Annotated in this window: 28 protein-coding genes; 13 read left to right on the top strand and 15 right to left on the bottom strand. The window is 70.9% G+C overall.

The genetic code is table 11. The features are described from left to right. Positions 1-114: 114 nt before the first annotated feature. On the top strand, positions 115-1,659 hold the full coding sequence (gene hutH, locus DY245_RS28405) for a histidine ammonia-lyase (protein ID WP_128510073.1): 1,545 nt from the start codon (positions 115-117) through the stop codon (positions 1,657-1,659). 86 nt (positions 1,660-1,745) lie between these two features. Here hutH and DY245_RS28400 read toward each other — a convergent pair whose 3' ends face one another. Beyond that, positions 1,746-2,126 carry a hypothetical protein gene (locus DY245_RS28400; RefSeq protein WP_128510072.1) on the bottom strand — a complete coding sequence of 127 codons (381 nt, stop codon included), beginning with the start codon at positions 2,124-2,126 and terminating at the stop codon, positions 1,746-1,748. Positions 2,127-2,235: 109 nt separating this feature from the next. Here DY245_RS28400 and DY245_RS28395 point away from each other — a divergent pair, with 109 nt between their 5' ends. From DY245_RS28395 to DY245_RS47615, 4 genes are all read left to right on the top strand, one after another. Continuing rightward, a complete protein-coding gene (locus DY245_RS28395; RefSeq protein ID WP_244943310.1) occupies positions 2,236-2,568 on the top strand; it encodes a hypothetical protein in 333 nt (110 codons plus the stop codon). 344 nt (positions 2,569-2,912) lie between these two features. Further along, on the top strand, positions 2,913-4,175 hold the full coding sequence (locus DY245_RS28390) for a L,D-transpeptidase (protein ID WP_128510071.1): 1,263 nt from the start codon (positions 2,913-2,915) through the stop codon (positions 4,173-4,175). Positions 4,176-4,310: 135 nt separating this feature from the next. Beyond that, the gene (locus tag DY245_RS28385; RefSeq protein WP_128510070.1) at positions 4,311-5,273 is read left to right on the top strand and encodes a GNAT family N-acetyltransferase; all 963 of its coding nucleotides are present in this window, start codon (positions 4,311-4,313) and stop codon (positions 5,271-5,273) included. 162 nt (positions 5,274-5,435) lie between these two features. Beyond that, entirely contained in the window at positions 5,436-6,680 is a 1,245-nt protein-coding gene (locus tag DY245_RS47615) for a DUF2786 domain-containing protein (RefSeq protein WP_128510089.1), read from the top strand. Positions 6,681-6,744: 64 nt separating this feature from the next. On the opposite strand, the gene DY245_RS48420 is transcribed toward DY245_RS47615, so the two are convergent. Beyond that, positions 6,745-6,930 (bottom strand): helix-turn-helix domain-containing protein, encoded by a 186-nt coding sequence (locus DY245_RS48420; protein WP_425329449.1) that lies wholly within the window; start codon positions 6,928-6,930, stop codon positions 6,745-6,747. A gap of 753 nt (positions 6,931-7,683) precedes the next feature. Here DY245_RS48420 and DY245_RS28370 point away from each other — a divergent pair. After that, positions 7,684-8,256: a class I SAM-dependent methyltransferase gene (locus DY245_RS28370; RefSeq protein WP_220377955.1), complete on the top strand. Its 573-nt coding sequence runs from the start codon at positions 7,684-7,686 to the stop codon at positions 8,254-8,256. A 41-nt stretch (positions 8,257-8,297) separates the two neighbouring features. Here the strand turns inward: DY245_RS28370 and DY245_RS28365 are convergent, their stop codons facing one another. The 4 genes from DY245_RS28365 to DY245_RS28350 all read right to left on the bottom strand — a co-directional run bounded on the left by DY245_RS28365 (position 8,298) and on the right by DY245_RS28350 (position 13,038). Then, complete coding sequence (locus DY245_RS28365; protein ID WP_181923900.1) at positions 8,298-9,644, bottom strand: lanthionine synthetase C family protein; 1,347 nt, start codon at positions 9,642-9,644, stop codon at positions 8,298-8,300. Positions 9,645-10,230: 586 nt separating this feature from the next. Further along, positions 10,231-10,983, bottom strand: coding sequence for a class I SAM-dependent methyltransferase (locus DY245_RS28360; protein ID WP_128510068.1), 753 nt, complete (start codon positions 10,981-10,983; stop codon positions 10,231-10,233). Positions 10,984-11,084: 101 nt separating this feature from the next. Continuing rightward, positions 11,085-11,723 (bottom strand): response regulator transcription factor, encoded by a 639-nt coding sequence (locus tag DY245_RS28355; protein WP_128510067.1) that lies wholly within the window; start codon positions 11,721-11,723, stop codon positions 11,085-11,087. Beyond that, positions 11,713-13,038, bottom strand: coding sequence for a sensor histidine kinase (locus tag DY245_RS28350; RefSeq protein WP_128510066.1), 1,326 nt, complete (start codon positions 13,036-13,038; stop codon positions 11,713-11,715). The genes DY245_RS28355 and DY245_RS28350 overlap by 11 nt, the downstream gene beginning before the upstream one ends. Positions 13,039-13,203: 165 nt before the next feature. Between DY245_RS28350 and DY245_RS28345 the strand changes: the two genes are divergently transcribed. After that, positions 13,204-13,755: a hypothetical protein gene (locus DY245_RS28345; protein ID WP_128510065.1), complete on the top strand. Its 552-nt coding sequence runs from the start codon at positions 13,204-13,206 to the stop codon at positions 13,753-13,755. A gap of 25 nt (positions 13,756-13,780) precedes the next feature. On the opposite strand, the gene DY245_RS28340 is transcribed toward DY245_RS28345, so the two are convergent. The 4 genes from DY245_RS28340 to DY245_RS28325 all read right to left on the bottom strand — a co-directional run bounded on the left by DY245_RS28340 (position 13,781) and on the right by DY245_RS28325 (position 17,212). Beyond that, positions 13,781-14,605 carry a hypothetical protein gene (locus tag DY245_RS28340; protein WP_128510064.1) on the bottom strand — a complete coding sequence of 275 codons (825 nt, stop codon included), beginning with the start codon at positions 14,603-14,605 and terminating at the stop codon, positions 13,781-13,783. Positions 14,606-14,766: 161 nt separating this feature from the next. Beyond that, positions 14,767-15,120: a DUF6247 family protein gene (locus tag DY245_RS28335; protein ID WP_128510087.1), complete on the bottom strand. Its 354-nt coding sequence runs from the start codon at positions 15,118-15,120 to the stop codon at positions 14,767-14,769. Between the two features lie 130 nt (positions 15,121-15,250). After that, positions 15,251-15,964 carry a peptide-methionine (S)-S-oxide reductase MsrA gene (gene msrA, locus DY245_RS28330; RefSeq protein ID WP_128510063.1) on the bottom strand — a complete coding sequence of 238 codons (714 nt, stop codon included), beginning with the start codon at positions 15,962-15,964 and terminating at the stop codon, positions 15,251-15,253. Between the two features lie 117 nt (positions 15,965-16,081). Then, complete coding sequence (locus DY245_RS28325) at positions 16,082-17,212, bottom strand: hypothetical protein (protein ID WP_128510062.1); 1,131 nt, start codon at positions 17,210-17,212, stop codon at positions 16,082-16,084. Positions 17,213-17,439: 227 nt separating this feature from the next. Here DY245_RS28325 and DY245_RS28320 point away from each other — a divergent pair, with 227 nt between their 5' ends. Then, positions 17,440-18,600 carry a cystathionine gamma-synthase gene (locus DY245_RS28320; RefSeq protein ID WP_128510061.1) on the top strand — a complete coding sequence of 387 codons (1,161 nt, stop codon included), beginning with the start codon at positions 17,440-17,442 and terminating at the stop codon, positions 18,598-18,600. A gap of 21 nt (positions 18,601-18,621) precedes the next feature. Here DY245_RS28320 and DY245_RS28315 read toward each other — a convergent pair whose 3' ends face one another. The 3 genes from DY245_RS28315 to DY245_RS28305 all read right to left on the bottom strand — a co-directional run bounded on the left by DY245_RS28315 (position 18,622) and on the right by DY245_RS28305 (position 19,981). Further along, entirely contained in the window at positions 18,622-18,870 is a 249-nt protein-coding gene (locus DY245_RS28315) for a hypothetical protein (RefSeq protein WP_128510060.1), read from the bottom strand. Beyond that, complete coding sequence (locus DY245_RS28310) at positions 18,867-19,331, bottom strand: sigma factor-like helix-turn-helix DNA-binding protein (RefSeq protein ID WP_128510059.1); 465 nt, start codon at positions 19,329-19,331, stop codon at positions 18,867-18,869. Before DY245_RS28310 ends, DY245_RS28315 begins: the two co-directional genes overlap by 4 nt. A gap of 149 nt (positions 19,332-19,480) precedes the next feature. Next, positions 19,481-19,981 carry a MarR family winged helix-turn-helix transcriptional regulator gene (locus DY245_RS28305; protein ID WP_128510058.1) on the bottom strand — a complete coding sequence of 167 codons (501 nt, stop codon included), beginning with the start codon at positions 19,979-19,981 and terminating at the stop codon, positions 19,481-19,483. A gap of 494 nt (positions 19,982-20,475) precedes the next feature. Between DY245_RS28305 and ilvA the strand changes: the two genes are divergently transcribed. The 3 genes from ilvA to DY245_RS28290 all read left to right on the top strand — a co-directional run bounded on the left by ilvA (position 20,476) and on the right by DY245_RS28290 (position 24,006). Further along, positions 20,476-21,759: a threonine ammonia-lyase gene (gene ilvA / locus DY245_RS28300; protein WP_181923899.1), complete on the top strand. Its 1,284-nt coding sequence runs from the start codon at positions 20,476-20,478 to the stop codon at positions 21,757-21,759. 269 nt (positions 21,760-22,028) lie between these two features. Continuing rightward, on the top strand, positions 22,029-23,123 hold the full coding sequence (locus tag DY245_RS28295; RefSeq protein WP_128510057.1) for an ATP-binding cassette domain-containing protein: 1,095 nt from the start codon (positions 22,029-22,031) through the stop codon (positions 23,121-23,123). Between the two features lies 1 nt (position 23,124). Continuing rightward, positions 23,125-24,006, top strand: coding sequence for an ABC transporter permease (locus DY245_RS28290; RefSeq protein WP_181923898.1), 882 nt, complete (start codon positions 23,125-23,127; stop codon positions 24,004-24,006). A gap of 100 nt (positions 24,007-24,106) precedes the next feature. Here the strand turns inward: DY245_RS28290 and greA are convergent, their stop codons facing one another. Both greA and DY245_RS28280 read right to left on the bottom strand, forming a co-directional pair. Then, complete coding sequence (gene greA, locus DY245_RS28285) at positions 24,107-24,604, bottom strand: transcription elongation factor GreA (protein ID WP_128510056.1); 498 nt, start codon at positions 24,602-24,604, stop codon at positions 24,107-24,109. A gap of 234 nt (positions 24,605-24,838) precedes the next feature. Then, positions 24,839-25,249, bottom strand: coding sequence for a DUF4307 domain-containing protein (locus DY245_RS28280; RefSeq protein WP_128510055.1), 411 nt, complete (start codon positions 25,247-25,249; stop codon positions 24,839-24,841). A gap of 130 nt (positions 25,250-25,379) precedes the next feature. Between DY245_RS28280 and mca the strand changes: the two genes are divergently transcribed. Both mca and DY245_RS28270 read left to right on the top strand, forming a co-directional pair. Then, positions 25,380-26,252 carry a mycothiol conjugate amidase Mca gene (mca, locus tag DY245_RS28275; protein ID WP_128510054.1) on the top strand — a complete coding sequence of 291 codons (873 nt, stop codon included), beginning with the start codon at positions 25,380-25,382 and terminating at the stop codon, positions 26,250-26,252. 4 nt (positions 26,253-26,256) lie between these two features. Then, positions 26,257-26,508: an RAMP4 family protein gene (locus DY245_RS28270; protein WP_128510053.1), complete on the top strand. Its 252-nt coding sequence runs from the start codon at positions 26,257-26,259 to the stop codon at positions 26,506-26,508. The last annotated feature ends 162 nt before the right edge of the window (positions 26,509-26,670 follow it).

Genomic DNA, 26,670 nt, shown 5'->3' with positions numbered 1-26,670 from the left:
CGCACACACCGGGGTCGTTTGCACACCCCCGGTCCCCTGCGTGTACTCCGGGTAAGGGGTGATCCCGAAATCCGGTGGTGACATCCGGCGATTCAGTCTCTAGGGTGCCTGAATATGGATATGCACACTGTGGTGCTGGGGACGTCCGGCACGACCGCACAGGACGTCATCGCGGTAGCCCGCGGCGCCGCCCGGATCGAGCTGTCCGAGGAGGCCCTCGCGGCCGTCGCCGCCTCCCGCGCCTTCATCGACGAGCTCGCCGCCAAGCCCGACCCCGTATACGGCGTCTCCACCGGCTTCGGCGCCCTCGCCGTACGGCACATCAGCCCTGAGCTGCGGGTCCAGCTCCAGCGCAACATCGTGCGCTCGCACGCGGCCGGTATGGGCCCGCGGGTCGAGCGCGAGGTCGTCCGCGCCCTGATGTTCCTGCGGCTGAAGACGCTCGCCTCCGGGCACACCGGCGTCCGCCCGCTCGTCGTCGAGACGATGGCCGCCATACTCAACGCCGGCATCACGCCCGTCGTGCACGAATACGGCTCGCTCGGCTGCTCCGGCGACCTCGCGCCGCTCTCGCACTGTGCGCTGACGCTGATGGGCGAGGGCGACGCGGAGGGCCCCGACGGCGTCGTACGGCCGGCCGGCGAGCTGCTGGCCGCGCACGGCATCGCCCCCGTCGAGCTGCGCGAGAAGGAGGGTCTGGCCCTCCTCAACGGCACCGACGGCATGCTCGGCATGCTCGTGATGGCCTGCGCCGACCTCGCCCGGCTGTTCACCTCGGCGGACATCACCGCGGCCCTCTCCCTGGAGGCGCTGCTCGGCACCGACAAGGTCCTCGCGCCCGAGCTGCACGCCATCCGCCCGCACCCCGGGCAGGCCGCCTCGGCCGCCAACATGGCCAAGGTGCTGGCCGGTTCGGGTTTCACCGGCCACCACCAGGACGACGCCCCGCGCGTCCAGGACGCCTACTCCATCCGCTGCGCCCCGCAGGTCGCCGGCGCCGGCCGGGACACCCTCGACCACGCCCGCCTGGTCGCCGACCGCGAGCTGGCCGCCGCCGTCGACAACCCCGTCGTCCTCCCCGACGGCCGGGTCGAGTCCAACGGCAACTTCCACGGTGCGCCGGTCGCCTATGTCCTGGACTTCCTCGCCATCGCCGCGGCCGACCTCGGCTCGATCGCGGAGCGCCGTACGGACCGGCTGCTGGACAAGAACCGCTCGCACGGGCTGCCCGCCTTCCTGGCCGGCGACCCGGGCGTCGACTCCGGCCTGATGATCGCCCAGTACACGCAGGCCGCGCTGGTCAGCGAGCTCAAGCGACTGGCCGCGCCCGCGTCGGTGGACTCCATCCCGTCCTCCGCCATGCAGGAGGACCATGTCTCGATGGGCTGGTCGGCGGCGCGCAAGCTGCGGACCGCGATCGACAACCTGACCCGGATCGTCGCCGTCGAGCTCTATGCGTCGACCCGTGCCATCGAGATGCGCGAGGGTCTGACGCCGGCCCCCGCCACCCGCGCGGTGCTGGACGCGGTGCGCGGCGCGGGCATCGAGGGGCCGGGCGGGGACCGCTTCCTGGCGCCGGACCTGGAGGGCGCGTATGCGTTCGTACGGGCCGGGAAGCTGGTGACGGCGGTGGAGTCGGTCACCGGAAAGCTGGCGTAACAGGACGGCGGGGCGCCCGGACGGCTGGTGCCGGGTGCCCCGGGTGAGCCTTGGGGCCTGTCCGACCCTGACCCATCGGACAGGCCCTAGGCCGTCTCGTCGCGGGTGCGGCGGACGGAGTAGCCGACCAGGCCGGCGCCGAGCGCGAGACAGGCGGCGCCGCCGACCACGTACGGCGTGGTGTCGGGGCTGCCGGTGTCGGCGAGGAAGTGCTGCGGTGTGGCGGCGGCGCCGGTGTCCGGGCCGCTGCCGCGCGAGGTGGTCGTCGTGGACCGGGTGCCGGTGTCCTGTGCCCCGCTGTGCGCCCGGCCGGCCAGGCCCGATTCGGCCGGTGCGGAAGCCGTCCGCAGACCGGAATTTGTCGCTCCGTCATCCCCCACGATCGCGTTGGCGGACGGTACGAACCACAGGGCGAGCAGCACCGATCCCGCGGCTGCGGCGGTCAGCAGTGGTCGTCGTGCGGACACGGAAGCGATCCCCCTTGTGGGTTCGGCGAATTGGCCGTTGACCTCAGATGTTAGTGACCGCCGCGGGTCGCGGGGAAGTCAGGACCCGTCCATGCCTAACCTCCGTGCTATGAGCAATGGTGAGACATCACGTTTTGTGCGGCTTCATGTGGAACTGGTCATGGAGATCACGGACACCGGGCAGCTGACCGGCGCCGCCCTCGACCACATCGAGGGCGATCCCTCGCTGCCCGACGAGGAGCGCCGGCAGTCCCAGGAGACGGTCAAGGAGGACCCCGCGGAGGCGCTGGCCCAGCTGATCGATCCGTTCGACCTCGTCAACACCGTGCCGGGCACCGAGCTGGCGCAGGCCTCCTGGAGCAGCGAGGAGCTGACCGACTACGACCCGGACGCCGAGTGGGACGCGGCGGAATGGGACCTGGCGGACGACACGGCCGGGTAGCGCCGTCCGGCACCCCGACCCACCTGCTGATCACGACCCCCGTACGGCTTCCGGCCGTGCGGGGGTCGACTACGTGAGCGGCCCGCGACGGCCTGGTCGGCGCCTCGATCAGCGCCTCGACCGGCGCCTCGTTCGCGCCGGCAAATGGATAAGTGGCTTTCCACACAATTTGTAGAGATTGGCCGGTGGTCCTCCCCACACTGTTGGGATGCATGGAACGGGCGAAACGGAAAAGGCGTTCATATGGCGTCGGCCGGAATGCCTGCGTCCACTCATGCCTGCGTTCAGTTGGCAGCTCGCTCGGGGATTTATGCGCAATCGGTAGTAATGGAGATGCACACGTGATGACGGACAGCAAGCGCCGCAAGGGCCTCATAGCCAGCGCCGCGCTGCTTGGGGGCGTACTCACGCTTGCGGCGTGTGGCGGCAGCAATGCGGCTGACCGGGGCAGTAGTGGTGCTGACGGCCCCCGGCACGAGAACACTCAGCAGGTGGACGAGGCGGCCGCGAAGGACGCCTCCGACGCCAAGATCACTATCTCGCCGAAGGACGGCGCCACCGGCGTGGGCATCAACAGTGATGCCGCGGTCACGGTCAGTGGCGGACAGCTCACCGACGTCACGATGACCTCCGTCGAGTCCAAGCAGACGGTCGAGGGCGCACTGTCCGCCGACGGCGCCTCCTGGCAGCCGAACCAGGCACTCAGCCGCGCGACGAAGTACAAGGTCACCGCACATGCGGTGGACTCCCAGGGACGCACGGCGGTGGAGAATGCCACCTTCACCACCGTCTCCTCGGCGAACAGCTTCGTCGGGAACTTCACGCCGGAGGACGGCTCGACCGTCGGTGTCGGTATGCCGGTGTCGATCAACTTCGACAAGCCGGTCAAGAACAAGGCGGACGTCGAGTCCGCGATCAAGGTCGCCTCCAGCAGCAACCAGAGGGTCGTCGGCCACTGGTTCAACGACAAGCGGCTGGACTTCCGCCCCCAGGAGTACTGGAAGCCGAACTCCGACGTCACGATGGAGCTCGGCCTTGACGGCGTCGAGGCGTCGCCGGGCGTCAAGGGCATCCAGAACAAGACCGTCAGCTTCCACATCGGTCACTCGCAGATCAGCGCCGTTGACACCAACGCACACCTGATGTTCGTGGTGCGTGACGGTCAGCTCCTCAGGAGCATCCCGATCTCGGCCGGCAGCGACGAGCACCCCACCTACAACGGCAAGATGGTCATCTCCGAGCGGTTCCAGCAGACCCGGATGGACGGCTCGACCGTCGGCTTCAAGAAGAAGGACGGCAAGGGCGAGTACGACATCCCCGATGTCCCGCACGCCCAGCGCCTGTCGGACTCCGGCACCTTCATCCACGGCAACTACTGGGGCAAGGGCGTCTTCGGCAAGACCAACACCAGCCACGGCTGCATCGGCCTGGAGGATGTCAAGGGAGCCAAGAACCCCATGACCGAAGCCGCCTGGTTCTTCGACAACTCGCAGATCGGCGATGTCGTCGAGGTGAACTCCCCGGACCAGACCATCAAGCCGGACAACGGCCTGAACGGCTGGAACATGGACTGGTCGCAGTGGGTGGCGGGCAGCGCGCTGAAGTGACGTCACGGTGTGACAGCGCTGTCGACACCACATGACTCGATGTGATGTGACTGTTCGTGACACGCAGTGACCGACGCCCGGTGGTGCCGTGAAAATACGGCGCGCCGGGCGTCGTCGCTGCGTACGGTGCGCCACATGGAAATCGACATCGACGCCTGGCTCGCCGTGGTGGCCGCCGCTCACGCCCACGACCGGCCGAGCAGCCCCGCCCCCGAACGGGCTGCCGAGGCCGGCCGGCTGCGGATACCCTCCCTGCACAGCCGAGCCGTCCCGTTCACGCTGCCGGCCCCCGGCGGTGCCACCGGCTACGCGGGAGTCGCCCTGCTCCGCCTCTTCGACACCGAGGAGAACGCCGGCAACGCCTTCCTCGACACCCTCACGGTCCACCCCGACCAGCGCGGTCGCGGGGTGGGCCGCGCGCTGTGGGCCGAGGTGCGCACGGTCCTCGCCGCCGAGGGCCGTACGTCGGTGAGCGCCCTGGTCGAACAGGGCGGCGCTGGCGAGAAGTTCGCCCTGGCCCACGGCGCGGAGTGCGCGCTGCCGCTGGTGGCGTATGTGCAGGACGTCACCGCGCCGGTGGCCCCTGGCGGGCCCGGGGACGTCCCGCTCCCCGACGGCTATCGCTTCGCCACCTGGAGCGGCATCGTCCCCGACGAGCATGCCGCCGCGCATGCCGGTGCCCATGACGCCATGGAGGACGCGCCGACCGGCGATCTGGACGAACAGCACGACCCGTGGGACGTCGAACGAGTACGCGCCGCGGCCCAGGTCGTCCTCGACCGCGGCGGAGTGCTGCTGACCGTGGCGGTCATCGCGGAAGCGGACGGCGCGGTGGCCGGCTACACCGAGCTCGTACTGCCCACACCCAAGGCCGTGCGGGCCGTGCAGTACGACACCGTCGTCGTCCCCCGGCACCGCGGCCGCGGCCTGGGCCGGGCGGTCAAGCTGCGGATGCTGGAGTATCTGCGCGCACAACAGCCGGGCGTACGGGAGATCATGACGACCGTCGCGGACGAGAACACACCGATGCGGGCGGTCAACACGGCGCTCGGCTACCGCGCGGAGAGCGGCGTGGGCGTCTATCAGCTGCGGCTCTGAAGCCGGGCAGCCCCCAGGCGGCCACAGGCCAGGTGCGCCACCGCCGAGCCCTCCGGGGCGCGGCGGCCGCCGAGCCCTCCGTACAGTGACCGGGTGAGTGAGCGCGGAAGAAAAGGGCGTGGCGGGCCGCAGCCGTCGGCGGCCGACGAGCTGGTGGCAGAGGTGCTCGGCAGCGTCCGTTACGCGCCGGACGGCGAGCCGGCCGAGGACGCCATCGAGGCGGGCGCCTCGATGCTGGCCGCGGCCGAGGCCGGCTGGGAGGCGGTGAGCGCGGCGGTGGTCGCGGCCGCCGTGGCGGGCGTACGGCAGTGCTGGGCGGGCGGCTGGCACCCCGCCGACCTGGAGCGGATCGTACGGCGCGAGGCGGCCGACGCGACGCTGGTGGCGCTGGTCGTCGATGCCATCGCCGCCGAGGCGGCCCGCCCGTCGGGGGCCCGGTCCGCGCACGACACCCGCTGGGCCGAGCAACTGCACCGGCTCGGCGCCGAGGTCTGGTGGGGATCCGACCGCGGCTATCTCGACGCACTGGCCAAGCGCCGCCGCGCCTCCCGTTTCGAGATCGCGTACGACGTGCTGAAGGCGCTGCGTTCCCTCGCCCGGCTGCCCCGTATCGCCCCGCTGCCGACACCGCCGCAGGCCGGCCCGACGAGGACCGCGGCCGGCAGCGCGGCCGCATCGCGCGCCCTCGGCAAGATCCGCGGACTGCTCGCCAAGGCCGAGGCGACCGACTACGCCGAGGAGGCCGAGGCGCTGTCCGCCAAGGCTCAAGAGCTGATGGCCCGGCACAGCATCGACGAGGCGCTCCTCGACCGCGCGGACGGCTCCCCGGGCGGGCAGGCCGGCGGCCCCTCGGCGGTCCGCATCGGCATCGAGGGACCGTACGAACAGGCCAAGGCGCTGCTCCTCGACGCCGTCGCGGCCGCCAACCGCTGCCAGGCCGTCTGGGCCGCCGATGTCGGCTTCTCCACCCTCGTCGGCTTCGCGCCCGACCTGGAGGCGGCCGAGATGCTCTACACCTCGCTGCTGCTCCAGGCGACCGCCGCGATGAACCGCGCGGGCGACGCTTTCCCCCGAGCTCTTAAGGAGCAGGGAGGTACCCCCATCGCCCGTGGACGCTCCCGCCGTACCCGGGACTTCCGCCAGACCTTCCTGGTCGGCTACGCGGACCGCATCCGCGACCGGCTGGCCGCGGCCACCGAAGCCGCCACGGCCACCGCCACCGCCGAGTCCGCCGACGCGGCCCCCGACCTCCTCCCGGTCCTCGCCGCCCGCGAACTCGCCGTCGAGGAAACCACCACCGCCCTCTTCCCGGACACCGCCCCGGTCCGTCTGCGCGGCGTACGCGACGCGGACGGCTGGCACCAGGGCAGAGCGGCGGCGGACCGGGCACAGCTGGGAGACGGCTAGGGCCTGTCCGACGGGTCAGGGGCGGGCCCGGCAATGCCCCATCGGACAGGCCCTGAGCCTGCACTCAAGCCTCCAGCGGCGCGAAGTACGCCCCCGGTGGCACCCCCACCGCCCGCCGGAACGCCGCGACGAACGCGCTCGGCGAGGCATAGCCCACCCGTGCCGCCACCGCCGCGACCGTCCCGCCGGCGGCCAGCAGCGGCATGGCCGCCTGGAGCCGGACCCGGGTGCGCCACTGCCCGTACGGCATACCGGTGTCCGTGACGAACGCACGGGCCAGCGTCCGGCCGCTCGCGCCCACCCGCGCGCCCCACTCCGCCAGCGTCCGCCCGTCCGCCGGATCGGCGCGCAGCGCCTCCGCGACCCGGCGGGCCCGCGGGTCGCGGGGCATCGGGGCCTGCACCGTGGCGACCGACACCGGGCGCAGCTGATCGAGGACCACGGCCTCGGCCCGTTCGCGGGCGGCCGCGGCCAGGGTGTCGTCCGCCAGATACGAGATCAGCTCGCGCAGCAGCGGTGAGACGCCGACGACGGTGGGCGTGGTCCAGCCGACCGGGCAGCGCGCCGGCAGGTAGTACAGGCTCCGGAAGAGCGCCGGGCCCGCCGCCCCGGTGGCATGCCGGGTGCCGGCCGGGATCCACAGCGCCATCGACGGCGGCAGCACCCAGGTGTTGCCGGTCGCCCGTACGGCCAGAACTCCCCGCCTCGCCNCCAGGTGTTGCCGGTCGCCCGTACGGCCAGAACTCCCCGCCTCGCCCAGGCCAGTTGATGGTGATCGTGCTGATGGCCCGGGAACCACTGCCCGCCGCCCATCGCGAAGCTCCCCACCACAACGGCCGCTTCGGCGGGCGGCCCCGGCGGTGCCACCTGCCCTTCCGGCCCGTCCTTCCCACCCGGCCCGTCCTTCCCGCCCGGAAGGCCAGCGGCATCGTTGTCCGTCCTGCGATACAACATGTCCCCCTGTCGCGTGGTGGTCACCGCGGCCGCTTCCTACGCTCGGCCCATGACCTCCATGAACCGTTATCACCAGTGGTTGTGCAACTCCCGGATGTGGGCCCGCGCGGTGGAGAAGGACCTGCTGCCATGGGCCCTGGAAGGCGTCCAACTCGACGCCGACACCTTGGAGATCGGGCCCGGATACGGTGCCACGACGCGCGTGCTGGAGCGCCGGGTCGGCGGCCGGCTGAGCGTCCTGGAGGTCGACGAGGACGCGGCCGGGCGGCTGCGCACGGAGTACGGCGGCCGGATCGACGTCGTGCACGGCGACGGCAGCGCGATGCCGCTGCCGGACGGCGGCTTCGACGCCGTCGTCTGCTTCACGATGCTGCACCATGTGCCGTCGCCGCGGCAGCAGGACCAACTCTTCGCGGAGGCGTGCCGGGTGCTGCGCCCCGGCGGTGTCTTCGCGGGCTGCGACGGCCGCGCCGGCCGCGGCTTCCGCCTCATCCATCTGCGCGACACCTACGTTCCGGTGCCCCCCGAAACCCTCCCCGACCGGCTGCGCGCGGCCGGCTTCCGCGACCCCGACATCACGCTCACCCACGACAACTTCCGCTTCCGGGCGGTCCGTCCGTGAAAAGCGCAGCAGATGCAGCAGAAGGAGAAGGACGACCGACCTCAGCTGAGCAGCAGGGCCGCGTCCCAGTCCCCGGACGGCGCCCGGCCCGTGGCGTACGTGTGCAGGGCGAGCCCGATCCCGGCCGCACCCTCCAGGAACCCGGCGCGGTGCGCTGCCAGGGACCGGTCCGGCGGCAGGCCCGGCCGCTCGTAGTGGAAGCCGAAGGGGAGAGCGGCGTCGTACGCGTCGAGGACCGGTGCGGCCAGCCGGGGCACCAGCTCCGCCAGGCGCCGGTCGCCGCTGTCGTCGGCCATCCGCCAGGTGATGTGCAGCAGACCGGCCCAGCCGTGGCACAGCGAGCTGTCGGTGGCTCCGGGCGGCCGCAGCCCCAGCGCATCACCCAGCGCCTGCACGGCCGTACGCCGCCAGTCGGCGCGGTCGAGCGCGCGCCCCGCGAGATACAGCGCCCGCGCCACCCCCGGCGTGCCGTAGCACCACGCGACCATGTTGTCGTCCACGGCGGGCGCACGGTCGCCGGAGAGGAAGTCGTCGAAGCCGATCGCGCCCGGCCACAGGCCGTCGTACCGCCGGAACGCCAGGAGATGGTCGGCGATCCGCGCCATGGCCTCTTCGTGGCCGGGGACGCGGATGCCCTCCTCCCAGCCGCGGGCGAGCAGCACCAGCGGACCGCAAATACCGTGTGCCAGACCGAGGTTGAAATGCCCGCGGGTGAAGCGGGCGTCGGGGTCGACGGCCGGCTGGGTGGGCACCCACCAGCCGGGGACGGTGCACCCATGGGCCCTGACCGGGCGGGTGAGCCGTACGAAGTAGGAGAGGGTGTCGCGCAGGAGCTGAGGGTGGCGGGCGGGGTCCAGGAGCAGATGGCGGGCGAGTCCGGCGGCGCCGGCGAGGGTGTCGTACGCGCCCAGTCGCACACCGGCCCGCCCCGCGTCGAGACGGGCGCTCTCCTCGGCGAGCAACGCCCGTAGCTGCGCGCCGACCAGCTCGTCGAGGTGGTCGAGCAGCTCGGCGTAGTCGTCCGGATCGTGCCGGGCGGTACGTGCCGCGAAGGCCAGCGCCGGTGCGCCCTCGAAGAGGCAGCCGCCGCTGGGCGCCGGCAGTTCCCGGGCGGCGGCGGTCAGATGGGCGTGTATGGCGGTGCGGTGCGCGGGGGCCGTGCGGGAGAGCTCGGCGAAGAGCAGCGCCACTCCGGGGTGGCCCTCCGAGAGGGCGAGACCGTGCCAAGGGGGCTGTGGCGCCGGTCTGCCCGGACAGCAGTCCAGGTTGCCCGGGGCGGTGGCGGCCCGCACCACGCTCCCGGGGTCGGCGAGCCGTTCGGCCAGGTCGGCCACGATCCGCCCGGCGCTCTCCCGCGCGGTGTCCTTGGCGGCTGCCGGAGCGGTCATCGCTTCCTCCTGCGTCGGTCCTGGTGGCGTGTACGGCGCCGCGGCTCCGCAATCCGTAACTGCCGTAACTGCCCTTCCTCGGGCCCGTCTTCCGTAAGGCCGACGCGGGTTTCCGCCGCACATGACGCGGGATGAAGAGGTGCACGCAACAAGCCGCATCTCGCGGACGGGAACAGTGCCTGATCCTTCACGACCATTTTTCTTTTTTCTCTCGCATTTCTTTCGCTTTTCGCTCGCCGCTTTCCGTCCGGCGAGCCTCCGGCCAACTGGGGCAGGACGGGGGTAACACGTAACGGGCAACGCTCGGTTATGCCCGGCGCACAGGTCAGCGTTGAGTAATGCGTATGCGGCCGTCAAGACCACGATCGGGAAACCTCATCGCCAAGGAATGGCCAAAATCCAGGCCCGGCCGGAGCGGGGAAAATTCGTTTCTTCTCTTCTCCGGTGCGTTCCTCGCGCTGGAGAGGCCGGGGGCGACGGCGCCACGGCGACCGAAAGCCGATGAAGAAGACACGGGCTCACCACCACGGACTTTGCCCCGAGTTCGAGCCCATTCGGACAACGGCCTCCAGGAGCTGTACCCCGCCTACGGCTGGAGCACAGAGACGCTTTGTTCCGCCCCGTCCAGCCACACGATCCGCCGTACGACCCGCGGATCCCGATGCACGACCTCGGCCCGCCCGCTCACCGCGAAACCCCACCGCACCAGCGCCCGCTCGGTCGCCGGAGCGCCGGTCTCCTCCGTGTACGGGCCGATCACCAGCCGCCCGCCCGGCGCCACCGCTGTGCTGAGCAGATGCCGCACCAGGTCCGGACGGCGCCGCTCGGGAACGTACTCCAGACCCACCCGTACGACATCGAACCGCCGCGGCGGCACCCATGTCAGGGCGTTGCCCTCCCAGATGCGCCCGGCGCAGTGCGGCAGCCGCCGCCGCGCCAGCGCCACCAACTCACCGATGATGTCCAGCCCGTAGAGCTCCAGGCGCAGCCCGTCCGCCGCGGCCCACCGCTCCAGACACTCCATCAAATAGCCGTTCGCGCAGCCGCAGTCCAGGAACGTCCCGTTCCGCTCCACGGCCGCCAGCACAAAGCGCCGCGCGGACACCCAGTCCGCCTCGCCACGCGTCATGCCCGACTGCCCCCACGGCGTACCCGCCGCCAGATACGCCGGCCGTACGAGCCCGGCGATCGCCGTGTGCCAGCCGGTCTCGTCGATCTCCCCGGCCTCCAACGCCGCATCGATCGCCGCCACTTCCCGCCAGGCGTTCTCCTTCAGCGCATGGACGGACGCCGCCTCGGCGTCGGGCTCCTCGCTCGGCACGGACGACGGTGAGCGCATCGGTATCAGACCTCCGGAAGGTGACTGCTCTCAAGGGGTGCGCGGGCGCAGGAGGGACGTCACAGGGAGAGGGGCGGTCGGGACGGCGCGGCTCCCGGGCGCTACGACAACATCCCGCGCTCCCACGCCGTCATCACGGCCGCGGTCCGGTCCGACACCTCCAGCTTCTTGAACGCGCGCAGCAGGTGCGTCTTGACCGTGGCCTCACCGATGAACAGCTCCCGGCCGATCTCCGCATTGGTCAGACCCTGGCCGACCAGCCGCAGCACCTCGCACTCCCGGCCGGACAGCAGCGGCGCCTCCACCGCCCGCGCCCGGAACAGCTTGGTGGCCAGCGACGGCGTCAGCACCGTCTCGCCGCGCGCCGCACCGTGCACCGCGCCGATCAGCTCCGCCCGGGAACTGCCCTTGAGGAGATAGCCGGCCGCGCCCGCCTCCACGGCCCGCAGGATGTCGGAGTCCTCCTCGTAGGTGGTGACGATGACGACCTTGGTGCGTGGCGACTGCCGAAGGATCTGCCCGGTCGCGCCGACCCCGTCCAGCTCGCCCATCCGCAGATCGAGCAGCACGACGTCCGGCGCGAGCCGGCCCGCCAGCGCCACGGCTTCCTCGCCGGAGCCCGCCTGCCCGACGACCTCGATCCCCGGGTCGGACTCCAGCATCGCGCAGAGCCCCTCACGGACGACGGGATGGTCATCGGCCAGCAGCACCCTGACCGCGGCCGTCTGCTCAGCACCCATGGCTCGCCCCCTCTGCCACAGGGCCCAGGGACGCCTCCACCTGGGGCGCCTCCACCTGGGGCGCCTCCACCTGGGGCGCCTCCGCCCGGGGCGCTTCCGCCAAGGGCACCTTCACTTCGACGGTGGTCCCCTCCCCCCGTCCACTGCTGACCGCGGTCACCCCGCCGATCTCCGCCACTCGTGCCCGCAAGCCACGCAACCCGAAGCCCCCTTCCCGATCGTCTTCCCCCGCACCCTCTCCCGCGGCCGCGTCGAAACCCTCGCCGTCATCGGTGACGACGAGAGCGACATGACTCCCGGCGTACCGGAGCGTGACCACCACCTGGCGGGCGGCGGCATGCTTGCGGATGTTCGCGAGGGTCTCCTGCGCGGCACGCAGCAGGACGACGCTGACCGCCATCGGCAGGGGCTGTTCGTCCCCCTCGACGGCGAACCGCACCGGCAGCCCCGTCCGGGCGGTCAGCCCGTCCGTCTGCCGCCGTACGGCCTGGGCCAGCGAGCTCTCCCGCAGCGAAGCGGGCGTCCGGGCGGCCACAAAATCGCGCGCCTCGACCAGGCCCTCCTTGGCCGCCCGCCCGGCCAGCGCGAGGTGCCTGCGGGCACGGTCCAGGCCCGGGGCGCCCTCCACCTCGGATTCGGCGGCCTGAACGAGGCCGATGATGCTGGTCAGGCTCTGCGCCAGGGTGTCGTGGATCTCCCGCGCCAGCCGCTCGCGTTCGGCGGCGATGCCGGCCTCGTGCGACAGCCGAGCCACATGTTCCCGGTTCTTCCGGAGCTCTTCGATCAGCTCGGCGTGTTCCTTGTTCTGCCGCACCACCCGCTTGATCCACAGCCCGAGGAGTACGGACAGCGCGATCCCGAGCAGCGAGGCGAGCAGCACGGACAGCACGGCCGGGGACGCGGCGCCGCCCTGCCACCACAGCATCGTCACGGGGACGAGATTGCCGAGCCCGGCGACCACGATGGCCGGCCTGGTCGCCAGGCTCATCATCACCATCGGGACGATCGCGAACAGGGCGAAGGAACTCATCAGATCGACCGCGCCGGCCACCACGAAGAGCACGAAGAGGCCGACGGGAAAGACGACGTTCCGCCGGTCGCTGTCGTGGCGCAGCATCAGCGGCCGCCCGACGCCCGCGTACCAGGGCACCGCCAGCGTCAGCGCGCCGATGGCGATGACACGGTGGCTCTGCGGGACCCCGGACGTGAACACCAGCCCCGTGGTGACCAGATAGCAGATCACGAAGTAGCTGTCCCACAGCCCGAACCACCGCACCCGCGCCTCGGTCGCGCGCCCCACACCAGCCTCCACCATGCCCCTGTCCTATCACCCGCCCCCCACCGCCGCGCTGTCCACCGACCGGTGGACACCCGAATCCACCGGTCGGTCGTCCCACGACAAAGTCCCGCCGCCATAACGTCGTTGATGACACGCCCGCGGAAAATCGCGGTAAGGATTAGCAGAAAGGCCCGGCTGCCGATGAGCCACCTGAGTCAGTTCGTCACCGCGCTCATTGCGAGCGCAACAATCCTCACCATCATCCTCGCGACCGACCTGGGCCACCGCCGGCTCACCAATATGCGGATGCTGCGTTCCGTGATCGCGGTCGCCATCATCATCGCGATCTTCGTGCGCTCCTTCCCGACCTCCGGGAACGCGCCGTCGTTCCAGCTCATCGGCCTCGGCGTGGGCGTGATCTGCGGCCTGGTGGCCGGCGCACTGCTCCCCGCACACCGCGGCACCGACGGCCGCATCTACACCACCGGCGGATTCGGATATGCCCTCGTCTGGATCATCCTCTCCAGCGCCCGGGTCCTTTTCGCCTACGGAGCCGAGCACTGGTTCACCGAGGACCTGATCCGCTTCAGCATCGAGAACGAACTCAGCGGCCCGGACGTCTACGCAAATGCCTTTGTCTTCATGTCACTTGCCATGGTCCTCACCCGCACCGCGGTCCTCGTGACAAAGCGCCACCGAATCCGCAATGCGCAGACGAATGCGACGGGCACGGAACAGCCTGCGGGGGCCTGACGGCCATTCATCTATCGCCTGACGGTCATTCATCCATCGGCCGGATACGGCGCATGCGGTCCAGGTCGCCCGCGAGCAGGTCATCATGCGTGACGGAGAAGTCGCCGTTGGCCAGCCTGCCGCCGTAGTAGGCCCCTACGACGGTCTCGGGGAGGAACGTACGCAAGTGATGACGCATGCCCCGTGGATAGTCAACGGGCTCACCCCAGCCGAGCGGTGCCTCATCGGTGGAGAGCAGCACCCAGTGGTCTACGGCCACCTCGGCGTCGAGATCGGGCGCTTTCCCCGTATGGCAGTCCAGCGCCGGAAGGGTCAACCGGTCCGGGTCGAGCGGCGAGTACCACATCAGCAGTGGTTTGGCGTGCTGGGCCTCGGCATTGTCGAAGCAGCACACGGCGATGGTGTGCGCCGGGTAGCGCTCGGCGTAGAACGTCAGCAGGTCCGGGTCGAGGCGTGGCCGCTTGTGCCGCGGTACGTCCCCGAGCGCAGCCGGGATCCGGGTCGGATCGGCTGCCAGCAGCACGGTGTAGATGTCGTGCTCGAAGACCTCGACCGGCGAATCCTCCCCACCCATCCATGCGATGTCGTCAGGCACGCCCACCGGAACGGGCCGGACCGCGTCGACCATGCGATGGAGGACATCGCCGGTGCGCCCCACCGGGATGAAGTGCTCCCGCGTCATGCGCGAGGCGGTGGGCAGATGCAGCAGCATCGCGTTCGGCCCGTCGGCGAGGTTGACGGCGCTGTTCTGGTACCCGAGCACATGAACCAGACCGTGCACGGGATGGCGAAGACGCCCGCCATACAGGGTCGTACCCGAGAACTCGGCCCGGTCCATCGAGATGCACATGGTCGCCCAAACTACCCGCCACCTGATCCCTCAACGGACCCGGCAGGCAGCCGTACGCATCGGCCGTCGGCCGGTGCAACCCACTTCCGCCACCACGTGACCGGGGATGCCGCCCGCCACATGGTCGTGGTCGGGGTCGTACTCCCAGCGCCAGTCAGCGCTCACCGGGCCGGGAGGCCGATGGCGGCGTGGGCTTCGTCCAGGATCCGGCCGATCTCGGAGGCGGCCTGCCGTGCCTGAGCCGCGTCGCCCGATTCGGCAGCGTTTTCCCACCGGCGGAGGTCCGCTGCCGCGTCGGGCCGACGCTGGATGTGGACATAGGCGGCCCACTGGGCGATGAACCGCTGGAGCGGTGCCAGGTCGCAGCCCTGCCGGGACTGGTCGGCCGCTTGGTCCAACTCCCGTGTGAAGGCCGGCAGCGCTGCGGGCGCGATCTGACTGATGGCCTGCCGCAGTGCGGCAACCGTGGCAGAGGGCTGGGGGATGAGTGGCTGCCCAGCGGCGGAGGTGGCCATGGCTGCTCCCATGGGCGTGATTCTGATCCCGTGCGTCAGCGTATCCGGCACAAGTGCTCTCCCTCCGCTCGAACGAGTGAGGGAGAGGCAGTAGGGCTACCCGCGCCCGGACCGGCATGGCGGGAGCGTTCTACTGCTCCGTGACGTCCGGGGCCGGCGCGATCCCCGTAGGGCACGACCGTCCCCAGTTCGTCTCCGACGGGGCACTCAGCTTGACGCCCGTCCCCCCGATCCCGCAGTACCCCGCCGGGTTCTTGTCGAGGTACTGCTGGTGGTAGCCCTCCGCCGGATAGAACGGGCGGCTGTCGGCGGGGAGGATTTCGGTGGTGATGTCGGCGTAGCCGGAGTGGTGGAGGACGGTGCGGTAGGCGTCGCGGGAGGCTTCGGCGGCCTGTTGTTGGGCGGGGGAGTGGGTGTAGATCGCCGAGCGGTACTGGGTCCCGACGTCGTTGCCCTGGCGGAAGCCCTGGGTGGGGTCGTGGGACTCCCAGAAGAGCTTCAGGAGGGACGTGTAGGGGACGACTGCCGGGTCGTAGACGACGCGGACGGCCTCGGTGTGGCCGGTGTGGCCGCTGCAGACCTCTTCGTAGGTGGGGTGGGGGGTGTGGCCGCCCTGGTAGCCGACGAGGGTGGTCCAGACGCCCTCGGCCTGCCAGAACTTCCGCTCGGCGCCCCAGAAGCAGCCCAGGCCGAAGTCGGCGGTCTCCAGGCCGTCCGGGTACGGGCCGAGCAGCGGGTTGCCGAGGACGGTGTGCCGGGCGGGGACGGTGAAGGCCCTTTCGGGGCGGCCTTCGAGCGCTTCCTCGGGGGTGGGGAGGTGGGAATTGAAGCGGGAGAACAGCATGAGGATCAGGCTCCTGGGGAGGGAGAGGAGAGGGGACCTGAGGGGGCATGGGGATCAACGCCGGGGGAGGAGACGGCATTCCGCGGCCGGTTACATGCCCTGTTTTCCTTGCGCGCCCTATTTTCCCGGTGGCGGAAAGCCCGCCGAGGTGCCGCCGAGCTGTTCCCAGCCGGCGATGGCCAGGGCGCGGTAGGCGGCGTACTCGGCGGCGGGGCTGCGGCCGTAGGACCAGGGGACGGCGCCCACATGGCCGTCGACGAGGCGGAGCTGCTCCATGGCTTCGGCGTAGCGCTCGGCGCGTACCAGGAACCAGACGAGCAGATGGCGGACGTGCGGTGCCATGGGGTGGTCGGCGGGCGCCTCGCGGAGCGCGAAGTGGGCGCCCTCGATGGCGCGCTCGACGACCGCGCTCTGGTAGAGGCTGCGGACCATGTTGGCCTCGGGGAGGTGCTCGTAGACGGCGAAGAGGGGGAGCGCCGGGAGCAGGGTGTGGGCGGGGGCGGCGGCCGCGGCGCGCTCGGCGAAGGCCTCGGCCTCCTTGCGGGAGCCGTGCCACTTCTGCGACCAGTAGGGCAGGGCGGCGAGGTGGGCGCCCATGTGCTGCGGGGCGCGCTGGGCGACCTTGGACCAGAGCTCCTCGTAGTCGGCGGGGCGGTCGCCCAGGCCGCGGGCGACGGCCAGCTCGGTGATGTACGGGATCGGGCTGCCGGGCGCCAGCAGCGCCGCTTCCCGGCAGACCGTACGGGCCTCCTCCAGGATCATGCGGAAGTCCTGCGAGCCCGGGTCGCGCAGCGCCTGGACGACCAGGAACTGGGCGTGCGTCTGGGCGCCGCCGGGGTCCTTGGGGGCCTCGGAGCGCCAGGTGCGCAGCCAGATGCCGCCGGTCCGGCCCCCGCCGCCCTGTTCCGTACCGCCCTCGGCCAGCTCGAACGCGGCCGCGCCGGCCAGCGTCTGCACCCGTTGCCAGCGGCGCTCCCAGTCGTCGCCGGTGGACTTCAGCAGCTCGGCCGCCGGGCGCCAGTCGTGCGTCCGCCGCATCTCGGCCAGCGCCTCGTCCAGCTCCTGGTCAGGGCCCGGCAGCCGTACGTCGAGCTGCTCCAGCGGGACGAAGCCGTAGCCGGCCATCGGGTCGGCGGCCACCACCAGACCCTGCCGGGTGTGCTGTACGGCCCGCCGGCGTCGCATCCAGGGCAGGAAGACGAAGCCGCCGAGCGTGAGCGCGGCGAGGAGAACCAGCAGAGCATCCATGTGGGGTGTCCTGTACCTGTAACGGTGCGGCGTGCGGGCGTACGCGGAGCGGTCGGGCGGGTGGAGCGGGGCGGTCGGGCGGGAGGAGCGGGGCCGCAGCACCGCGGTGGGAACCGGTGTGCGGTCCTTCGTATGTATCCACTATCCAGCGAACCAGAAAGTTCCGGAAAGTTCGGTCCTGGCACAGGCGGCGCCCTCGGGCGCGGGGCCGACTACCCTCGACAGGCATGAGCGATCAGCGCGACCAGCGCCACCAGCATTTTGAAACCCGTGCCATCCACGCAGGTCAGGAGCCCGACCAGGCCACTGGCGCGGTGGTGCCGCCCATCTATCAGGTGTCCACTTACAAGCAGGACGGCGTGGGCGGGCTGCGCGGCGGCTATGAGTACAGCCGCAGCGCCAACCCGACCCGTACCGCCCTGGAAGAGAATCTCGCCGCCCTCGACGGCGGCCGCCGCGGCCTTGCCTTCGCCTCCGGCCTCGCTGCCGAGGACTGCCTGCTGCGGACCCTGCTGACCCCCGGCGACCATGTCGTCATCCCCAATGACGCCTACGGCGGGACGTTCCGGCTGTTCGCGAAGGTCGTCGAGCGGTGGGGCGTGGAGTGGTCGGTGGCCGACACCTCCGACCCGCAGGCCGTACGCGAGGCGCTGCGGCCCCGTACGAAGGTGATCTGGGTGGAGACGCCCAGCAACCCGCTGCTCGGCATCAGCGACATCGCGGCGCTGGCCGACGTCGCCCGGGAGGCGGGCGCCAGGCTCGTCGTCGACAACACCTTCGCCAGCCCGTACCTCCAGCAGCCGCTCGCCCTCGGCGCCGACGTGGTGGTCTACTCCACGACGAAGTACATGGGCGGTCATTCGGACGTGGTCGGCGGCGCCCTGGTCGTCAACGACGACACCCTCGGCGAGGAACTCGCCTACCACCAGAACGCGATGGGTGCGATCGCCGGGCCGTTCGATGCCTGGCTGGTGATGCGCGGCATCAAGACGCTGGCCGTCCGTATGGACCGGCACAGCGCCAACGCGGCGCGCGTCGCGGAGCTGCTGGTCTCCCACAAGAAGGTGACCCGCGTCTACTACCCGGGGCTGTCCGAGCACCCCGGTCACGAGATCGCGGCCAAGCAGATGCGGTCCTTCGGCGGCATGGTGTCGTTCCAGGTCGCGGGCGGTGAGCAGGCGGCGGTGGAGGTCTGCAACCGAGCCGGGCTGTTCACCCTCGGGGAGTCGCTGGGCGGCGTCGAGTCGCTGATCGAGCACCCGGGGCGGATGACGCACGCCTCGACGGCCGGTTCCGCGCTGGAGGTCCCCAACGACCTCGTACGCCTCTCGGTCGGCATCGAGTCCGTCGACGATCTGCTGGCCGATCTGACCCAGGCACTGGGCTGACGGACCGGTCGTCGCCGGCGTTCACCACCCCTCCACCGGAGGGGTGGTGCGGACCGGCGGCGGCGTCCAGGGCTGGGCGATGACCGCCCAGGCCAGCGCCGTCAGCGCGAGGAGCGCGAGCAGCCAGCCGATGCGGCGCAGCACCCGGCGGTGCGCCTTACGACGGCGGCCGCGGGCGGCGGCCCGGCCGGCCAGATCGGGCGGTACGAGCGGATGCGGCCCGGCCAGCATCCGCCGTACCTCGGTCTCCTTGCGGTCGGGCAGGCTCATGGGGCCGCCGGTTTCGGTGTGGGGCGGCGGCTGCGCATCTCCGCGAGGGCGTGCAGGCACAGCGCGTGTACCCGCTCGGCGGGCAGGCCGAGTTGGGCCGCGGTCTGCTCCTCGGCCACGCCCTCGTAGAGACGAAGGACGAGCACCAGCCGCTCCTGTGGGGACAGCCGGTCCAGGAGCCCGCCGCGCGGCCGGCGGTGCCGCCACGCGGTGTGCGCGAAGTGGGCGGCCATCTCCTGGCGGGTGCGCTCGTAGGGATCCTCGCCGCGCAGCCGGTCCCAGACGGCGTAGGTCCGCGACAGCGCGCAGATCAGCAACTCCTCGGCGGCCGGGGCGGGTCGGGAGACCGGCTCACCGGTGAGCAGGGTGGCGGTATGCAGCAGACGGCCCGCCGCGCCCGCCACGAAGGCTTTGAACTCCCGGGTGTGGCGGCGCTCCTGCGCCAGTCGCCGCTCTCGCACCGCGCCTCCCGGATGACGGACACCCGACCCTTAGCGCTCCTATAGCACGGCAGTGCGGCCACCCGGTCAAGAGGCGCGGCGGACGTGGCGGACGGCGGGCAGACGGCCGCCCGGTGCCCGCCGCGGTCCGGGCGTGGGACCCGCCGGCGTCAGGACGTCGGGCCCGCCGGCGTCAAGGACGCGGTGATGTCGGCGAGGGAGGCGTTGAACCGTGTCAGGAGCGTGGTGAACGCCTCGCGTTCCTCCTCGGACCACTCGTCGGTCACCAGGGCCATCAGCGCACGGCGCGAGGCCCGGACCTCGTCCAGGCGGGCGTGGCCGCGCTCGGACAGCTGGAGCACCACGGCCCGGCCGTCCTCGGGGTGGGTGGCGCGGCTGACCAGCCCGGAGTCGACCAGCGGGGCGACCTGCCGGGTGACCGTCGAGGAGTCGATGCCCATACCGGCGGCCAGGGCCTTGACGCCCATCGGGCCTTCCTGGTCCAGGCGGTTGAGAAGCAGGTAGGCGGCGCGGTCCATGGAGTTGCGCGCCTGCCCGACGCCGCCGAGCCGGCTCTGTTCTGCGCGGCGGGCGAAGACGGCCACTTGGTGCTGCAGCGCGTCGAGGAGAGCGGGGTCGGTGTGGGTCGTCATGTCCGAAGAGGTGGGCATGGCCGGGAGCTCGCTTCATGGGGTGTGTACGGATTGGAGGACAGCGTACGCGGACCCGGCGCGGAGCGTACCTGCGCTGTCCATTCCGATAACGCCCCGTAACCCCCTGGTGGTCGTACGGGACGCGCGGTCCGGTTGCTGCCCGTCGCGGGCGTGACACGCGCCTAGGCTCTGTCGTCAAACTCCCGTCGTTCGCCCGAAGGGCGGGCCCCGCGGCGTCTGGTGCACTACATTCGCTCCGCTCACTCCGTCTCGGCTCTTTCGATCCTTCTTCGGAAGCCGAGCGCGATCGCAAGGCGGAGGGTCGCCCCGATACTGGGTGTATCGGGGTGATTCCGACAACGCGGCGAGCGCGCGTGCCTGGGGGCACCTCCCAGCGTTAGCTGGGGGAGCGTCGCGGGGCAGGCGGGAGTTTGACGACAGGGCCTAGGACCAGGAAGGTCCGCCCGTCGGACAAAAAGGCCCGCCGGTCGGCAAACTGCGAGACTGGCGGCATGGCCGATCACACGCCGCGTACCCCGCACGAGACCCCCGCCGCGCCCCCCGCCGATGGTCCGGTCACCGCGGGCGCGCATGCCGCGATCACGGTCGATGACGTACGCGAGGCGCACAAGATGCTCTCCGGTGTCTCCCGGGCCACCGCGATGGAGGGCAGCCGCTATCTGTCCGGGCTGGTCGGCTCCCCCGTACATCTCAAGTGCGAGAACCTCCAGCGCACCGGCTCCTTCAAGATCCGTGGCGCCTATGTACGGATAGCCGGGCTCTCGGCGCAGGAGCGGGCGGCCGGGGTGGTGGCCGCGAGCGCGGGCAACCACGCGCAGGGGGTGGCGCTCGCCGCGTCCCTGCTCGGTGTCCGGTCGACGGTGTTCATGCCGGTCGGCGCCCCGTTGCCGAAGGTCGCCGCGACCCGCGACTACGGCGCGGAGGTGCGGCTGCACGGCCAGGTGGTGGACGAGACGCTGGCCGCCGCCCAGGAGTACGCACGCGAGACCGGTGCGGTCTTCATCCACCCCTTCGACCACCGCGACATCATCGCCGGCCAGGGCACGGTCGGCCTGGAGATCCTGGAACAGTGCCCGGAGGTACGCACCATCGTCGTCGGGGTCGGCGGCGGCGGGCTCGCGTCGGGCATCGCGCTCGCGGTCAAGGCGCTGCGGCCGGATGTGAAGGTCATCGGGGTGCAGGCAGCGGGCGCGGCCTGCTATCCGCCGTCGCTGGCGGCCGGGCGTCCGCTGGCGATCGAGGGGCTGTCGACGATGGCGGACGGCATCAAGGTGGGGCGGCCCGGCGATGTGACGTTCGGGATCGTCGAGGAACTGGTGGACGAGGTCCGTACGGTGACCGAGGACCAGCTCTCCAGCGCGCTGCTGCTGTGCCTGGAGCGGGCCAAGCTGGTGGTCGAGCCGGCCGGGGCCAGCCCGGTGGCGGCGCTGCTGGCCGACCCGGGCCACTTCGAGGGGCCGGTGGTCGCGGTGCTGTCCGGCGGGAACGTCGACCCGTTGCTGATGCAGCGCATCCTGCGGCACGGTATGGCCGCCGGCGGCCGCTATCTGTCGCTGCGGCTGCGGCTGACGGACCGGCCGGGGGCGCTGGCGATGCTGCTCGGTGTGCTGTCGGTGGTCGATGCGAACGTCGTCGACGTCGGCCATGTGCGTACGGATCCGCAGCTCGGTCTGACCGAGGTCGAGGTGGAGCTGCATCTGGAGACCAAGGGGCCGGAGCACTGCGACGAGGTGCGCGCGGCGCTCGGCGAGGCGGGGTACGTCGTCGCGGAGTGAGCGAACTACGCAAATAAGGGATGGAACGGGCGGCGCCGCGGGTATACCGTGGCGCCGCACGCATGTCGGCGAACAGGTGTTCCCGCTCTGTTCGTGCGCCGGAAATCGAAATTTGTATCGCGATGTATCGCGTTCGTGAGTAGCATCGCGGCTGCGGGGGCGCCGGGTGAGTCATGGCCTCCCGTTGCGGACAAATGCCCACAGGGCAGGCGAAGTCCGCGAACCGTAATATTCGACCTGGAACTGACCCAAGCCATGGGAGTACCCATATGCCAGGCGCCATTTACGCCGAAGGTCTGGTGAAGACCTTCGGCGACGTGAGGGCACTGGACGGCGTCGATCTCGACGTTCCCGAAGGAACAGTCCTCGGAATGCTCGGCCCCAACGGTGCCGGCAAGACCACCGCCGTACGGGTCCTGACGACCCTGCTCCAGCCCGACCGGGGCAAGGCGGTGGTCGCCGGGATCGATGTCCTCGCGCACCCCGACCAGGTGCGCCGGTCGATCGGCCTCTCCGGCCAATTCGCCGCCGTCGACGAGTACTTGACCGGCCGCGAGAATCTGATAATGGTCGGGCAGCTCTACCAGATGAGCGGCCGCGACGCCAAGCGCCGAGCCGCTGAGCTGCTGGAACGCTTCCATCTCGGCGACGCCGCCGACCGCACCGCCAAGACCTACTCCGGCGGTATGCGCCGCCGGCTCGACCTCGCGGCCGCGCTGGTCGTCAGCCCGCCCGTGATGTTCATGGACGAGCCGACCACCGGCCTGGACCCGCGCAACCGCCAGGCGCTGTGGGACGTCATCCAGGAACTGGTCGCCGGCGGTACGACCCTGCTGCTCACCACGCAGTATCTGGAGGAGGCCGACCGCCTCGCGCACGACATCTGCGTCGTCGACCACGGCAAGGTCATCGCCCGCGGTACGTCCGACCAGCTCAAGGCGCGCACCGGCGGTGAGCGCGTCGAGGTCGTGGTGCACGCCTCCGAGCACATCTCCATCGCCGACGAGGTCCTGCGCGGCTTCGGCAAGGGCGAGGGCACGATCGAACCGCACATCCGCAAGCTCACGATCCCGGTGACCGGCGGCGCCAAGCTGCTCGCCGAGGTCATCCGCGAACTGGACGCCCGGGGCGTGGAGATCGACGACATCGGGCTGCGCCGCCCCACCCTCGACGATGTGTTCATCTCGCTGACCGGGCACGCAGCCGAGGCCGACGAGAACGGCGGCAAGGGCGGCGGGGGCGCCGTCGGGCGGCAGAAGAAGGGCAGGAAGGGCGCCGAGCCGGGTGAGCCGGTTGCGCCGAGCGGTGCGGCCGATGCGGCCGAAGCCGTGGACGCCGGCGTGACGACGAACAAGGAGGCGTGAAGTGACCACGGTGACCCGAACGGCCGGTGGTGACGCCCACATCCGGACCCCACAGCCCCGCGGCGGCCTCGGCCGGTCCATACGCGACTCCCTCGTCGTCGCCAAGCGCAATCTGATCCGGATGATCCGGATCCCCGAGGTAGTGATCTTCGGGCTGATCCAGCCGATCATGTTCGTGGTGCTGTTCACCTACGTCTTCGGCGGCTCCATCAACATCCCCGGCGCCCCGGCGGGCAACGCCCAGGCCTATCGCGAGTTCCTGATGGCCGGGATCTTCGCGCAGACCGTCACCTTCGCCACGGCGGGTGCCGGCGCGGGCATCGCCGACGATATGCACAAGGGGCTCATCGACCGGTTCAGGTCGCTGCCGATGTCCCGCGGCGCGGTGCTCACCGGCCGTACCCTCGCCGACCTCGTCCAGACCGCGCTGACGCTGGTGGTGCTGGCGGTCGTCGCGCTGCTGATCGGCTGGCGCGCGCACGAGAACATCGCCGGGGTGCTCTCCGGCTTCGCGCTGCTGCTCCTGCTCGGCTACGCCTTCTCCTGGATCGGCGCGCTCATCGGACTCTCGGTGCGTACGCCCGAGGCGGCCACGTCCGGCGGGCTGATCTGGCTCTTCCCGCTGACCTTCATCTCGAACGCCTTCGTCCCGGTCGACGGCATGCCGACGTTCCTGCAGCATGTCGCGGAGTGGAACCCGTTCAGCGCGACGGTGGCCGCGGCCCGGGAGCTGTTCGGCAACACCATCGGCGGGGCGCCGAAGTCGGTGACCGGCGCCTGGCCGATGGAGCACCCGGTGCTGGCCTCGGTGATCTGGTCCGTCCTGATCATCGCGTTCTTCCGGACGCTGGCGGTCCGCAAATACCGGTCGGCCACGGCCTGAGGGGCGTACGGCGTGGAGCACGCCGGCGGTGTACGACGCAGCGAAGCGGCCCGGAGTCTCACGCTCCGGGCCGCTTCGTCGTCTGCGGGCGTCTCGGGCCTCAGCCCGTGTACGGCTTGGCGTCGAGAATCTTCACGGACGCCTTCTTGCCGTTGGGGAGCTCGTACTCCGCGGCGGCGCCGACCTTCTTGCCGTTCACGCCGGTGCCCAGCGGTGACTGCGGGGAGTAGGTCTCGATGTCCGAGCTCGCGTACTCCCGCGAGGCCAGAAGGAACGACAGCGTGTCGTCCGGGTCCCCGTCGAACGCGATGGTGACGACCATGCCGGGAGCGACGACGCCGGTGGCGGCGGGGGCTTCGCCGACCTTCGCGGACTGCAGCAGCTGGGTGAGCTGGCGGACGCGAAGCTCCTGCTTGCCCTGCTCTTCCTTGGCCGCGTGGTACCCGGCGTTCTCCTTCAGGTCACCTTCCTCGCGGGCCGCCGCGATCTTCTCGGTGATCTCGGCGCGTGCGGGACCAGACAGGTGCTCCAGCTCGGCCTTGAGCTGGTCATACGCCTCCTGGGTAAGCCAGGTGACGTTCTCGCTGGTCTGGGTCACAGGTGCTCCTCGTCGGTACTGGGGATAAATCAAACGCCCTACCAGGAAGGTTTGCGCCTTCACAGGTGGGCGAAACCACGAGCCTAACAATTCCGGCACAAAACGGGGAAGAGGAAATTCACAGTGACCGCACAAGAACGCATCATCGCTGATCAGAGGCGGTCACGACACGCCCTGCCGATGAGCGGGTGGGCGCGGTCAGGTCGCTCCGGTTGACACTGGCGGTTTCGCCGGTCAGCGGTTGCCGGACACCGTACAGCCGACCAGCACGGCGTTGGTCGCCCGCTTTGTCGTACGCACCGTGACCTCGGTGTCCACCTGGTCCGCGCGCCGGTCGATGGTGACGTCCTTGCGGCCGACCTCGGAGCCGTCGGCGGACTGTGAGCGGAGCGTGCACACACCCTTGTCGTCCGTGCCCTTGACGACCTCAAGATGGACCTTGACCGCGTGGTCGGACACCGCGTCCCAGGTGATCACCCGGCCGCTGAGGTCCTGCCCCGCGATGTACGAGACGCCCGCCCAGCCGATCACGCCCAGCAGCGCGACGCCGAGCACCGAGCCGACGATCTTGAGCTTGCGGTCCGCGCGTTGGTCGGCGGGGCGGCCGTAGCGTCCGTCCGGGAGCCCTTCGCGCACCGCGGTCATGATCAATCCTCCTGGTACGGGGACCTGGACCATGAACCCCCGGGGGGTCCCCGCCCCAGGGAATACAGCGCCCCCCTGCTTCGGTCACTATAGGAGGCATCTTCTCCGGCCCTTCACTGAGGATCGAGTCTTGACTGAGCAGCTGCGATTGATGGCGGTCCACGCCCACCCCGACGACGAGTCGAGCAAGGGTGCGGCCACCATGGCCAAGTACGTGTCCGAGGGGGTGGACGTGCTGGTCGCCACCTGCACAGGCGGTGAGCGAGGCTCCATCCTGAACCCCAAACTCCAGGGCGACCCGTACATCGAGGAGCACATCCACGAGGTACGCAAGAAGGAAATGGACGAGGCCCGGGAGATCCTGGGCGTCAAGCAGGAGTGGCTGGGCTTTGTCGACTCCGGGCTGCCCGAGGGCGACCCGCTGCCGCCGCTGCCCGAGGGCTGCTTCGCGCTGCAGGACGTCGATGAGGCGGCCGGGCGACTGGTCAAGCTGATCCGGGAGTTCAAGCCGCAGGTCATCACGACCTACGACGAGAACGGCGGCTACCCGCACCCGGACCACATCATGACCCACAAGATCACGATGGTGGCCTTCGAGGCGGCCGGCGACCCGGAGAAGTACCCGGAGGCCGGTGAGCCCTGGCAGCCCCAGAAGCTCTACTACAACCAGGGCTTCAACAAGCCGCGCACCATCGCGCTGCACGAGGCGCTGCTGGAGCGCGGCATGGATTCGCCGTACGGCGAGTGGCTGGAGCGCTGGAAGCAGTTCGAGCAGCGCGAGCGCACGCTGACCACGTATATCCCGTGTGACGAGTTCTTCGAGATCCGTGACAAGGCGCTGATCGCGCACGCCACCCAGATCGACCCCGATGGCGGTTGGTTCCGGGTGCCGATGGACATCCAGCGGGAGGTCTGGCCGACGGAGGAGTACGAGCTCGCGAAGTCTCTCGTGGACACTTCCCTCCCCGAGGACGACCTCTTCGCGGGCATCCGCAACAATTGACCCCATGATGAGCGCGACCAGCACCCTCGCCCTGACGCACTTCGTCACCCTTGCCGACAGCTTCGACAAGGACAAGGTGACCCCCGGCGTCCTCGGCTTCATCGTCTTCGCGGTCATCGGCGGCGCCGTGTGGCTGCTGATGAAGTCCATGAACAAGCAGATGAAGAAGGTGGACTTCGAGGAACAGCCGGAGGACACCGAGGCGGGCACCACCGCCTCGGCGACGTCGACAGCACCGAAGCCGAAGACCAGCTGAGGTCCGGGGCCGGCCGGTCCCGGCCGCGGGGACCGGGTGGTCCGCGCGGCCGGGCGGGTCGCGGGGCCGGGCGCTGTGTGGAGACCGGGTGGCGGTCGATGGCCGGCCGAATGGCTGAGGCCGGCTGACCGGCCCGGCGGCTCGCTGATCCAAGCGGTCAGC

It is taken from the genome of Streptomyces inhibens (genome assembly GCF_003389455.1).
Classification (GTDB): domain Bacteria; phylum Actinomycetota; class Actinomycetes; order Streptomycetales; family Streptomycetaceae; genus Streptomyces; species Streptomyces inhibens.
Note: the sequence above shows the minus strand (reverse complement) of the source record. Positions and strands in the feature narration are given on the sequence as shown.

Bases quoted from the DNA above. Each gene is read 5' to 3' on its own strand.
- hutH (WP_128510073.1), top strand. From the start codon at position 115: ATGGATATGCACACTGTGGTGCTGGGGACGTCCGGCACGACCGCACAG.
- DY245_RS28395 (WP_244943310.1), top strand. From the start codon at position 2,236: ATGAGCAATGGTGAGACATCACGTTTTGTGCGGCTTCATGTGGAACTG.
- DY245_RS28390 (WP_128510071.1), top strand. From the start codon at position 2,913: ATGACGGACAGCAAGCGCCGCAAGGGCCTCATAGCCAGCGCCGCGCTG.
- DY245_RS28385 (WP_128510070.1), top strand. From the start codon at position 4,311: ATGGAAATCGACATCGACGCCTGGCTCGCCGTGGTGGCCGCCGCTCAC.
- DY245_RS48420 (WP_425329449.1), bottom strand. From the start codon at position 6,930: ATGCCGTACGGGCAGTGGCGCACCCGGGTCCGGCTCCAGGCGGCCATG.
- DY245_RS28370 (WP_220377955.1), top strand. From the start codon at position 7,684: ATGACCTCCATGAACCGTTATCACCAGTGGTTGTGCAACTCCCGGATG.
- DY245_RS28365 (WP_181923900.1), bottom strand. From the start codon at position 9,644: ATGACCGCTCCGGCAGCCGCCAAGGACACCGCGCGGGAGAGCGCCGGG.
- DY245_RS28360 (WP_128510068.1), bottom strand. From the start codon at position 10,983: ATGCGCTCACCGTCGTCCGTGCCGAGCGAGGAGCCCGACGCCGAGGCG.
- DY245_RS28355 (WP_128510067.1), bottom strand. From the start codon at position 11,723: ATGGGTGCTGAGCAGACGGCCGCGGTCAGGGTGCTGCTGGCCGATGAC.
- DY245_RS28350 (WP_128510066.1), bottom strand. From the start codon at position 13,038: ATGGTGGAGGCTGGTGTGGGGCGCGCGACCGAGGCGCGGGTGCGGTGG.
- DY245_RS28345 (WP_128510065.1), top strand. From the start codon at position 13,204: ATGAGCCACCTGAGTCAGTTCGTCACCGCGCTCATTGCGAGCGCAACA.
- DY245_RS28340 (WP_128510064.1), bottom strand. From the start codon at position 14,605: ATGTGCATCTCGATGGACCGGGCCGAGTTCTCGGGTACGACCCTGTAT.
- DY245_RS28335 (WP_128510087.1), bottom strand. From the start codon at position 15,120: ATGGCCACCTCCGCCGCTGGGCAGCCACTCATCCCCCAGCCCTCTGCC.
- msrA (WP_128510063.1), bottom strand. From the start codon at position 15,964: ATGCTGTTCTCCCGCTTCAATTCCCACCTCCCCACCCCCGAGGAAGCG.
- DY245_RS28325 (WP_128510062.1), bottom strand. From the start codon at position 17,212: ATGGATGCTCTGCTGGTTCTCCTCGCCGCGCTCACGCTCGGCGGCTTC.
- DY245_RS28320 (WP_128510061.1), top strand. From the start codon at position 17,440: ATGAGCGATCAGCGCGACCAGCGCCACCAGCATTTTGAAACCCGTGCC.
- DY245_RS28315 (WP_128510060.1), bottom strand. From the start codon at position 18,870: ATGAGCCTGCCCGACCGCAAGGAGACCGAGGTACGGCGGATGCTGGCC.
- DY245_RS28305 (WP_128510058.1), bottom strand. From the start codon at position 19,981: ATGCCCACCTCTTCGGACATGACGACCCACACCGACCCCGCTCTCCTC.
- ilvA (WP_181923899.1), top strand. From the start codon at position 20,476: ATGGCCGATCACACGCCGCGTACCCCGCACGAGACCCCCGCCGCGCCC.
- DY245_RS28295 (WP_128510057.1), top strand. From the start codon at position 22,029: ATGCCAGGCGCCATTTACGCCGAAGGTCTGGTGAAGACCTTCGGCGAC.
- DY245_RS28280 (WP_128510055.1), bottom strand. From the start codon at position 25,249: ATGACCGCGGTGCGCGAAGGGCTCCCGGACGGACGCTACGGCCGCCCC.
- DY245_RS28270 (WP_128510053.1), top strand. From the start codon at position 26,257: ATGATGAGCGCGACCAGCACCCTCGCCCTGACGCACTTCGTCACCCTT.